Genomic DNA, 9,694 nt, shown 5'->3' with positions numbered 1-9,694 from the left:
AGTGGTTCCGGTGGGGCGGGTTTCTGTTTTTTGTGGAGAAAAGACCCTCTCCCCTCCCCGGGCCACAAGATGTTGCCGTTTTTCCCCAGGGCCAAAAAAGCAAGAAAATCAAGGGTTTGAACCGGGAAAAGGGGTTGACGTAAGAGCGGAAAACGTGTATATTATTTTTGTTACCGATTTGTAACTCTTTTTTCCGGATTGTCATTTTTTACCGTGAGGGATTTTATGTTGGACTTACATCGCCGGGGGCGCGGGTCGTCCGCGCCCAAGGGAGAATCAAATAGCAGCAAATCCAACGGCCCGGACTGGGAGGCCATCCGCCAGGAGGCCAAGCGCCGCTGGGCCCTTTGGAAGGAGTGGTCCCGCATCCATACGCGCCGCTGGAGCCATGTGTTCCACGGAGCGGTGGCCAGCCACCGGGCTGTGGGACCCATTTCCTTTTTGGGTGTGTCCGCGGCTCTGGGTGTGGCGCTGACCATCACCACCCTCTACTCCCCCAGCTACGCCGTCACCATGGATGGTGAGGCGGTGGGCGTGGTGGCCGACCAGGCCATGGTGACCGACGCCATCCGCCAGGTGGAGGAGGAGGGATCCTCCCTGCTGGGCTATGAGTACCAGGTGGAGGGCGAGCTGGACTACCAGTTCACCCTGACCCTGAAAAGCGACCTGAGCAGCGAGACCGAGATTGAGAACTACTTTTACGGCCAGCTGTCCTCCGTCAGCAGCCACCTGCGCAAGTGCGAGGTGGTGGTAAACAGCAAGAGCATCGGCGTGGTCAAGGACGAGGACGCCCTGAATGAGATGCTCCAGGAGCTGAAGGACCAGTACGTAACGGAGAATACCACCTCCGTGGACTTTGTGGAGGATGTGTCCATCAACTACGTCTACGCCTCCGACAACGTGATGACGGTGGAGGAGATGGAGGCCGCCCTGAAGGCCAACTCCACCGGCGAGACCACCTACACCGTTCAGCAGGGCGACACCTTCAACGCCATCGCCTACGCCAACGATATGTCGGTCAGCGACCTGAAGGCCCTCAACCCCGATGTGGATATCAACCGCCTGATGGTGGGCGACGTGCTCAACGTGAAGGAGCTCATCCCCGTCCTGTCCGTCCAGACCACTGAGCACCAGGTCTATACCCAGTCCATCGCCTGCCCGGTGGAGGAAGTGGAGGATGACTCCATGTATAAGGGCGACACCAAGATCGTCACCCAGGGCGTGGAGGGCGAGGAGCAGGTGGAAGCCGATGTGACCTTCGTCAACGGCTATGAAAAGGAGCGCACCGTTACCTCCACCACCACCCTGCGGGAGCCCACCATTACCGTCAAGGCTGTGGGCACCAAGGAGAAACCCAAGACCGCCTCCAAGGGCACCTACAAGTGGCCCGTATCCGGACGGATTACCTCCTACTTCGGCGGACGGTATATCTTCGGCAGTTATAGCTACCACTCCGGACTGGATATTGCCTGCTCCTACGGCGCTACCATCAAGGCGGCCGACGGCGGCACTGTCACCTTCGCCGGATATAAGGGCACTTACGGCAATCTGGTCATCATCACCCACGACAACGGAACTCAGACCTATTACGCCCACAACTCCTCCCTGCTGGTGTCGGCGGGCGACAAGGTCTACCAGGGTCAGGCTATTGCCAAGGCCGGCAGCACCGGCCGTGCCACCGGCGTCCACTGTCACTTCGAGGTCCGTGTTCGCGGCACCGCAGTGAACCCCCTCAACTACCTCAGCTGACAATCGGAATCATAACAGGAGGTCCCCGCCGGGGGACCTCCTGATTTTTTCGCACCGCTGCACCAAAAATGCGCTCTCCCCATTTGGAACATCGGCCCCTGCCTACCTCAAAGGACCCCATGCCGTTCCAAAATTTCGGGCGAATGCTATCCGCCCCTACGAAGCGGACTCCACAGGCGGGCAAATATAGGTTCCATCCCATCCCAGACCACCGGGCGGGCGCGGAGGCGAAGCGAAGCTTCGCAAAAAGTTCTTTGCCAAGCTTTCTTTCAAGAAAGCGGGGGGAGGGGTTGTGGGCACTCCTTAGGGCTTGCCTTTTTGGAAAAAAGCCGATAAAATTTGAGCCATGGAATACAAAGGCCCTTCGGGGCCGGGAAGGATTTTAGAACATGGATGAATTTCGCGGAAGTCAGAACTATGTGGCCGACCCCGAGCTGCTGCGGGCGGTAAACATCGCCATGGTGCTCCAGAAGCCCCTGCTCATCAAGGGCGAGCCGGGCACCGGCAAAACCATGCTGGCCGAGGCCATCGCCCAGGCCCTGAATAAGAAGCTCATTATCTGGAACATCAAGTCCACCACCAAGGCCCAGGACGGCCTGTACGTCTACGACGTGGTCCAGCGCCTCTACGACAGCCAGTTCGGAGGCCAGGGTGTGGATGATATCGCCAAGTACGTGAAGCTGGGCAAGCTGGGCGAGGCCTTCACCGCTGAGGAGCAGGTCATTCTGCTCATTGACGAGATTGACAAGGCCGACCTGGAGTTCCCCAACGACCTTCTCTGGGAGCTGGACCGCATGGAGTTCCACATCCCCGAGACCAAGGAGACCATCACCGCCAAGCACCGCCCGGTGGTCATCATCACCTCCAACGCCGAGAAGGAGCTGCCCGACGCCTTCCTGCGCCGGTGCGTCTTCCACTATATCGAGTTCCCCGACAAGGAGCTGATGGCGGACATCGTCCGGGTCCACTTCCCCGATTTGGACGAGAAGCTCCTCACCCAGGTGCTGGAGGCCTTCTATAAGATTCGCCAGCTGCCCCAGATCAAGAAGAAGCCCTCCACCAGCGAGATCATCGACTGGATCCGTGCTCTCCAGCATGGGGGCGTGGACCCCAAGCGGGTGGTGAAGGAGGTCCCCTATCTGGGTGTGCTGCTGAAGAAGAACGAGGATATGGACGCCCTGCGCCGGGCGTGGAGATGATTCTTTTTCTTGAAAGAAAAAGAACCAAAAAGAACTTCCACAGGTTTTCCTATACAAAAAATATAGGATTGGGGATCTATCCCCAGCTGTGGAGGGGAAAGGAACCATAATGTTCGGAGATTTTCTCTATCTGCTGCGGCGAAACGGCCTGAAAGTGTCCCTCACCGAGTGGATGAGCCTGATGGAGGCTATGGACAAGGGGCTCCACGGCTCCAGCTTCACTGGGTTTTACTACCTGTGCCGCTGCCTGCTGGTGAAGAGCGAGGCGGACTTCGACCGCTTTGACCGCTGCTTTCTGGAGTACTTCAAGGACGTGCCCCTGGAACAGGAGGTATCCCAGGAGCTGATGGACTGGCTGAACCGGCCGGACGTTCTGAACGACTACGCCAACTGGGACGAGGAGCAGGCCCTGAAAAACATGGGCCTCTCCGAGGAAGAGATTGAGCGCATGCTCAAGGAGCGGATGCAGGAACAGAACGAGGAGCACAACGGCGGCAACTACTGGGTGGGCACCCACGGCATGTCGGTGTTCGGCAACTCCGGCCTGTCCCCCAAGGGCATCCGGGTGGGGGGCGAGTCCCGCTACCACCGGGCCTTCCGGGTGGCGGGAGAGCGGAAGTTTAGGGACTTCCGCCGGGACAACACCCTGGACACCCGCCAGTTCCAGGTGGCCCTGCGGCGGCTTCGCCAGTACTCGGGCCTGGTGGACCTGCCGCCCACGGAGTTTGACGTGGACAACACCATCCAGGACACCGCCGACAGCGGCGGCATGCTGAAGGTGCGCTACAAGCGTCCCCGGGAGAACACGGTGAAGGTGCTGCTGCTCATGGACTCGGGCGGGTCCATGGACTACTACTCCCAGCTGTGCTCCGCCCTCTTCCAGGCGGTGAGCAAGTCCGGCCACTTCAAGGACTTGAAGGTCTTTTATTTCCACAACTGCGTCTACACCCGGCTCTACAACACCCCACACCTTTTGAGCCGGGACAGCGTCACCACCCAGTGGGTACTGTCCAACCTGCCCGGGGACTGGAAGGTTATCCTGGTAGGCGATGCTCAGATGGCCCCCTACGAGCTGCTGGGAGGCTACTACGGCCGCAGCGGCGATCCCGACGGTCCCCAGTGCGGCCTGGACTGGCTCCAGCGCATCCGGGAGCGGTACAAGAGCTCCATCTGGCTCAACCCCAGCTCCCGCCCCGACTGGGGCCAGTACTGGTCCCAGACCTACGACACCATTGCCAATGTGTTCCCCATGTTCCCTCTCACCGTGGAGGGCCTGGAGGAGGGCATGAAAAAGCTGCTAGCCCGGTAACGGGCGGGCGGAGAGGAGTCTTTTCTCGTGCGCAGTGACCGTCAGATGATGGATTTGATTCTGTCCCGGGCCCGGGAGGACGACCGGGTGCTGGCCGCCTATCTGAAGGGTTCCCGGGCCAACCCCCGGGTATCCCGGGACGTCTTTCAGGATTTTGATGTGATGTATGTAGTCCGGGAGGTGGCCGGCTTTCGTTCCGACCCCGCCTGGCTGGAGAGCTTCGGCCCCATTCTCCTGAAGCAGGAGCAGAACAGCCCCTTTGGCTACGGGGCCCGCTTCGGCCTGCTGGGGGACGACCGGGAGGCCTACTCCTGGCTGCTGCTCTTTGCCGACGGCACCCGCATCGACCTGGGGGTGGAGACGGTGGACCATCTGAACCGGGGGGCCTTCCGAAACCGCCTCTTTCTCCCGCTGCTGGACAAGGTGGGCTGCCTGCCCCAGCTTCCGCCCCCCACCGACGCCGACTTCTGGGTGCAGCGCCCCGACCAGCGCCAGCTGACCGGCTGCTGCAACGAGTTTTTCTGGTCCCTGTGCGACGTGGTCAAGGGAATCGCCCGGCAGGAGCTGCCCTTTGCCATGGGGGTCTACCACAGCCAGACCCGGGCCATGCTGGACCAGATGCTGAGCTGGTACGTGGGGACAGAGACGGACTTTTCCCTCTCCTGCGGCAAGCACAGCCGCTATTTTGGCCGGTATCTGCCCCCGGAGCTCTACCGCCGGTACTGTGAGACTTACCCCGGCGGCAGCTTCGCCCAGCTGTGGCAGGCGGTGGAGTGCGCCCAGTCCCTCTTTGCTGAGGCGGCACAGACCGTGGCCTGCCGCCTCTCCCTCACCTATCCCGCGGGGGAGGAGGAGGGCTTTGTCCGCTACGCCGCCTGGGCTCAGAGCCAGGCCTGGCCCATTTCCCCCGAAGAGCGCTGATTTTTTTCCACAGGGGCGGCTGACCTCAGCCGCCCTTTTTCTTTTTTGGATTATCAAGTATACTTGCTTTTTTGACAAGTATACTTGACACATTGAATCGGCTGTGCTATGCTCTCCTCAACAGCGGAGGCCGCGGCCGGGCCGACGCAAGCTGAGAAAGGAAGTTTTCCACATGGAAAAACAGGAAATTCTGGAAAAGAGCCGCCGGGAAAATGAAAACCAGGACGAGCGGGAGCGGATCATCCGCATCCAGGGGGAGTCCTTCAGCCTGATTTTCGTCTTTGGCATTGGTCTGCTGCTGACCACCTGGAAGATGGCCCACGGCATTCCGGTGGGGGATATTCTGTCCATGTTCTGGGCCTGTTCTCTGGGGTGTTATCTCTACAAGGCGGTGAATTTGAAGCAGAGGTCCCAGCTGGTTCTGGCCCTCGTTTGTCTTGCCTTCCTGGTGTATAATCTGGTAAGATATATGACAGGGTGGTGAGTGAATGGAGCAAGGACTGGAGCTGAAAAACCGGCTGAAGGTGGCCCGGGCGGAAAAAAATCTGTCCCAGGGGGAGCTGGCCAAGCTGGTGGGCGTGTCCCGGCAGACCATCAGCTCCATTGAGACGGGCCAGTTCAATCCCACAGCCAAGCTGGCTCTGGTGCTGTGCATCGCCCTGGACAAGAAGTTTGAAGATCTCTTCTATTTTTAAGGGATTTTCTCCCGCGGCAGAGGGAATCCCTTCGGGCGTCGGCCCGGGCAGACTACCACGCAGCAAAGGAGCAAACCATGAAGACCGTGACCATCTATACCGACGGCGCCTGTTCGGGCAACCCCGGCCCCGGAGGCTGGGGCGCCATTCTCATGTATGGCCCCCACAAGAAGGAGCTCTCCGGGGGAGAGGGGCAGACCACCAACAACCGCATGGAGCTCACCGGGGTTATCACCGCCCTGGAGGCGCTCAACGAGCCCTGCATTGTGGAGCTCTACTCCGACTCCAAGTACGTCATTGACGGCCTGGGCAAGGGCTGGGCCAAGGGCTGGCGGGCCCGGGGCTGGGTGAAGAGCGACAAAAAGCCTGCTCTTAACCCGGATTTGTGGGGACGGCTGCTGGACCTGTGCGAGAAGCACACCGTTCACCTGCACTGGGTCAAGGGCCATGCGGAAAATCCCTACAATAACCGCTGCGACCAGCTGGCCGTGGCGGAGAGCCAGAAGTTTAAGTAACACAATAAAATGGGGCCCCTCGTTGTCAGGGGCCCCCATAATTTTATAATAGCAGGACCAGTTTTGGTTCTTTTTTTGGAGGCAGGACATGGAAGGCCAAAAGATTAAACAGGACGAAATTCACATCGGACAAAATATCCGGCGCATTCGGCTGGAAAAAGGTGTTGGACAGACTGAACTGGTACGGCGGCTGCAGCTGGAAGGGATCTCCATGACCCGGGAAACCTTGGTGAAGATTGAGCGGGAAACTCAGCACATCCAAGCTGTGCAGCTTCGGGGTATTCGGGATGCGCTGGATACCACCTATGATGATCTCTTGCAATAAGTTCAGCAAAAGCGGCCCTTTGGGGGGTCGCTTTTTTGTTTTTGGAATGTTTATTAAGAATAGAATCGACTATTTTGTTATGTGAAAGGATATGGGGATTTCGCCTGCGGGCGGGGATGGAGATGGTTTCGCCCTGCGGGGCGACCTACTTTGCCCGCGTCGGCAAAGTAGGCAAAACGCCGCCGGGGGGCGGCTCACGGGCATTTACAATGCCCTATCCCGCCGCGCCCCGGACCCCCGTTATTTTTACGGGAGAGCCACCAAAGAGCGAAGTTGTATCCATCCGGCGCGGGTAAAAGACAGGACACCGTTTCTTGCGCCGCCCGCTGCCGCTCCGTGTTGCTTGAATAAGTATTTGCTCCTTCAAGAGCGATCGCGCCTGGTTTTCAGCTATCGCGGGGCGGTTCGGTGGTTGCTTTGCCTCCGTGGCTGGTGCTTAATATGTAAGACTGCTTATGAATACGCATCTGCTTTAGTTCTGCACTCGCCATCGGTTTCGTCGACCGCAGGCCTATTTCGGCGCGGAAGTTTCCAGGTTACTGCCAACCCCTGGGGGGTACATCCAATAGGGGGGACCGCAGTCCCCCCTGTGCTTGGTCGTTTCAAGGAGTGGGGATTTCAAAGGGGAGAGGGAAATCGAAATCCCTCTCCCCTTTGACGGTTCTTTGGTAACTTTCTGTCCGCACAGAAAGTTACTCGCCCGGTGGCGAAACATCTTTTTGCATCAAGTTCAATAATACGAATTGGTGGGCAAATACTATGTGTCCCCACAAAAAACAAGAAAAAGGCAGGAGCGACGGAAGACGTCACTCCTGCCTGATGCTTATTACGGGCGCGGAGGCGAAACGAAGTTTCGCACAAAGTTCTTTTGCTAACTTTTCTTTCAAGAAAAGTTAGTAAGCCAGCTTCTCCTCCAGCCAAGCCTTCAGCTCGGAAATGGGCACGCGGACCTGCTCCATGGTGTCGCGGTCACGGATGGTGACGGCGTTGTCGGCCTCCTCGGTGTCGGAGCCCACAGTCTGGAAGTCCACGGTGATGCAGTAGGGGGTACCCACCTCATCCTGACGGCGGTAGCGCTTGCCGATGGAGCCGGCGTCGTCGTAGTCCACCATGAAGTACTTGGAGAGCTCGGCCTGAATCTCGCGGGCCTTGTCGCCCAGCTTCTTGGAGAGGGGCAGCACAGCGCACTTGTAGGGGGCCAGAGCGGGGTGCAGGCGCAGGACGGTGCGTACGTCGTTCTTCTCGGCGTCCACAACCTCCTCGTCATAGGCGTCCACCAGGAAGGCCAGGGTGACGCGGTCGGCGCCCAGGGAGGGCTCAATGACGTAAGGGATATAGTGCTCGTTCTTCTCCTGGTCGAAGTAGGTCATGTCCTTGCCGGAGGTGGTCTGGTGGGCATTCAGGTCGAAGTTGGTGCGGGAAGCCACGCCCCACAGCTCGCCCCAGCCGAAGGGGAAGACGAACTCGAAGTCGGTGGTGGCGTTGGAGTAGTGGGAGAGCTCCTCGGGCTCGTGGTCACGCAGACGCAGGTTCTCGTCCTTCATGTTCAGGCCCAGCAGCCACTCGTGGCAGAACTTCTTCCAGTAGGCGAACCAGTCAAGCTCGGTGCCGGGCTGGCAGAAGAACTCCAGCTCCATCTGCTCGAACTCGCGGGTGCGGAAGGTGAAGTTGCCCGGAGTGATCTCGTTGCGGAAGGACTTTCCGATCTGGCACACGCCGAAGGGCAGCTTGCGGCGGGTGGTGCGCTGGACGTTCTGGAAGTTGACGAAGATGCCCTGGGCGGTCTCGGGACGGAGATACACGGTGTTCTTGGCGTCCTCGGTGACACCCTGGAAGGTCTTGAACATCAGGTTGAACTGACGGATGTCGGTCCAGTTGTGCTTGCCGCAGGTGGGGCAGGGGATGTTGTGCTCCTCCACAAACTCCTTCATCTGGGCCTGAGTCATGGCGTCCACGCTGTGGCCCAGGTCGAAGTTGTTCTCCTGGCACCAGTCCTCGATGACCTTGTCGGCGCGGAAGCGCTCCTTACACTCCTTGCAGTCCATCAGAGGATCGGAGAAGCCGCCCACGTGGCCGGAGGCAACCCACACCTGGGGATTCATCAGGATGGCGGCGTCCAGACCCACGTTGTAGGGGTTCTCCTGGACGAACTTCTTCCACCAGGCCTTCTTCACGTTGTTCTTCAGCTCCACACCCAGAGGGCCGTAGTCCCAGGTGTTGGCCAGGCCGCCGTAGATCTCGGAACCGGAGAAGATGAAGCCCCGGCCCTTACACAGGGCGACGATTTTTTCCATGGTCTTTTCGGTGTTTTTCATGTTCCAAACTCCTTTTTCATCAAGATGGTTTGGCTCAAGGCAGCTTATCTCACGCTGGAATAAAAAATCGCCCCGAGCCGTTTTGTCGGCTCAGGGCGAACAAAAACACTTTGTCCGTGGTTCCACCTGAATTCGCATCTGGCTGATGCGCACTCTCGTCCCGGTAACGGCGGGGAGCCGGCGGGCCATTTCCTGCCCGCGGCAAGCAGGGGGCCTTCGCGCCGCGTCCCGGGAGAGCTTGCACCAACCGCTCTCTCTCTGCACTCCGGTGTTCGGGGTACTGTTCCCTGCTGTGGCTGTAAACCGCATTTTAGTACAGATTTTCCCCGCTGTCAAGAGAATTTCACCCAATTTTTGGGGACAAATCCCCTATACAGCTTTTTGCTCGGGTAAAAGGTCATCACCCCCGGCCGAGGACAGCCACATAGGCCATAGGTTCTTGCGAAACCAACCCAAAGTCCCCCTCCGGAGCCGTGCCCCCAGGAAAAGCCCGAAGGCGAGGGAGACCATTCCGTTGACCATATCCTTTCCCTACGGGCGCAGAGGCGAAGCGAAGCTTCGCAGGAAGTTCTTTGCCAAGCTTTCTTTCAAGAAAGCGGGGGTGGGTTGGAATTTTTCTGATTTTGTGCTATACTACTTGCTGCAATTTTTCAGAAAACCCCATTT

10 protein-coding genes are annotated in these 9,694 nt (G+C 58.9%); 9 read left to right on the top strand and 1 reads right to left on the bottom strand.

Features of this window, described 5'->3' with window-relative positions:
• From AC3YUO_RS04905 to AC3YUO_RS04865, 9 genes are all read left to right on the top strand, one after another.
• Positions 1 to 184, top strand: a 184-nt coding sequence (locus AC3YUO_RS04905) for a hypothetical protein (protein WP_489961918.1), incomplete at its 5' end; no start/stop codon positions are given.
• Positions 185 to 225: 41 nt separating this feature from the next.
• A complete protein-coding gene (locus tag AC3YUO_RS04900; protein ID WP_489961917.1) occupies positions 226 to 1,749 on the top strand; it encodes a peptidoglycan DD-metalloendopeptidase family protein in 1,524 nt (507 codons plus the stop codon).
• A gap of 389 nt (positions 1,750 to 2,138) precedes the next feature.
• On the top strand, positions 2,139 to 2,948 hold the full coding sequence (locus tag AC3YUO_RS04895) for an AAA family ATPase (RefSeq protein WP_489961916.1): 810 nt from the start codon (positions 2,139 to 2,141) through the stop codon (positions 2,946 to 2,948).
• Positions 2,949 to 3,057: 109 nt separating this feature from the next.
• A complete protein-coding gene (locus AC3YUO_RS04890) occupies positions 3,058 to 4,257 on the top strand; it encodes a vWA domain-containing protein (RefSeq protein WP_489961915.1) in 1,200 nt (399 codons plus the stop codon).
• 27 nt (positions 4,258 to 4,284) lie between these two features.
• On the top strand, positions 4,285 to 5,178 hold the full coding sequence (locus tag AC3YUO_RS04885; RefSeq protein ID WP_489961914.1) for an aminoglycoside 6-adenylyltransferase: 894 nt from the start codon (positions 4,285 to 4,287) through the stop codon (positions 5,176 to 5,178).
• A 172-nt stretch (positions 5,179 to 5,350) separates the two neighbouring features.
• A complete protein-coding gene (locus AC3YUO_RS04880) occupies positions 5,351 to 5,662 on the top strand; it encodes a DUF6442 family protein (protein ID WP_489961913.1) in 312 nt (103 codons plus the stop codon).
• Between the two features lie 4 nt (positions 5,663 to 5,666).
• Positions 5,667 to 5,873, top strand: a complete 207-nt coding sequence (locus AC3YUO_RS04875) for a helix-turn-helix transcriptional regulator (protein WP_489961912.1) — start codon at positions 5,667 to 5,669, stop codon at positions 5,871 to 5,873.
• 77 nt (positions 5,874 to 5,950) lie between these two features.
• Entirely contained in the window at positions 5,951 to 6,388 is a 438-nt protein-coding gene (gene rnhA / locus AC3YUO_RS04870) for a ribonuclease HI (RefSeq protein ID WP_489961911.1), read from the top strand.
• An 88-nt stretch (positions 6,389 to 6,476) separates the two neighbouring features.
• Entirely contained in the window at positions 6,477 to 6,713 is a 237-nt protein-coding gene (locus tag AC3YUO_RS04865) for a helix-turn-helix domain-containing protein (RefSeq protein ID WP_489961910.1), read from the top strand.
• 893 nt (positions 6,714 to 7,606) lie between these two features.
• Here AC3YUO_RS04865 and AC3YUO_RS04860 read toward each other — a convergent pair.
• Positions 7,607 to 9,028 (bottom strand): glycine--tRNA ligase, encoded by a 1,422-nt coding sequence (locus tag AC3YUO_RS04860; protein WP_489961909.1) that lies wholly within the window; start codon positions 9,026 to 9,028, stop codon positions 7,607 to 7,609.
• Positions 9,029 to 9,694: the final 666 nt, after the last annotated feature.

The sequence above is a fragment of the Pseudoflavonifractor sp. HNCC25GI2 genome, from assembly GCF_058136395.1.
This window is presented reverse-complemented; position numbering and strand designations above follow the sequence as displayed.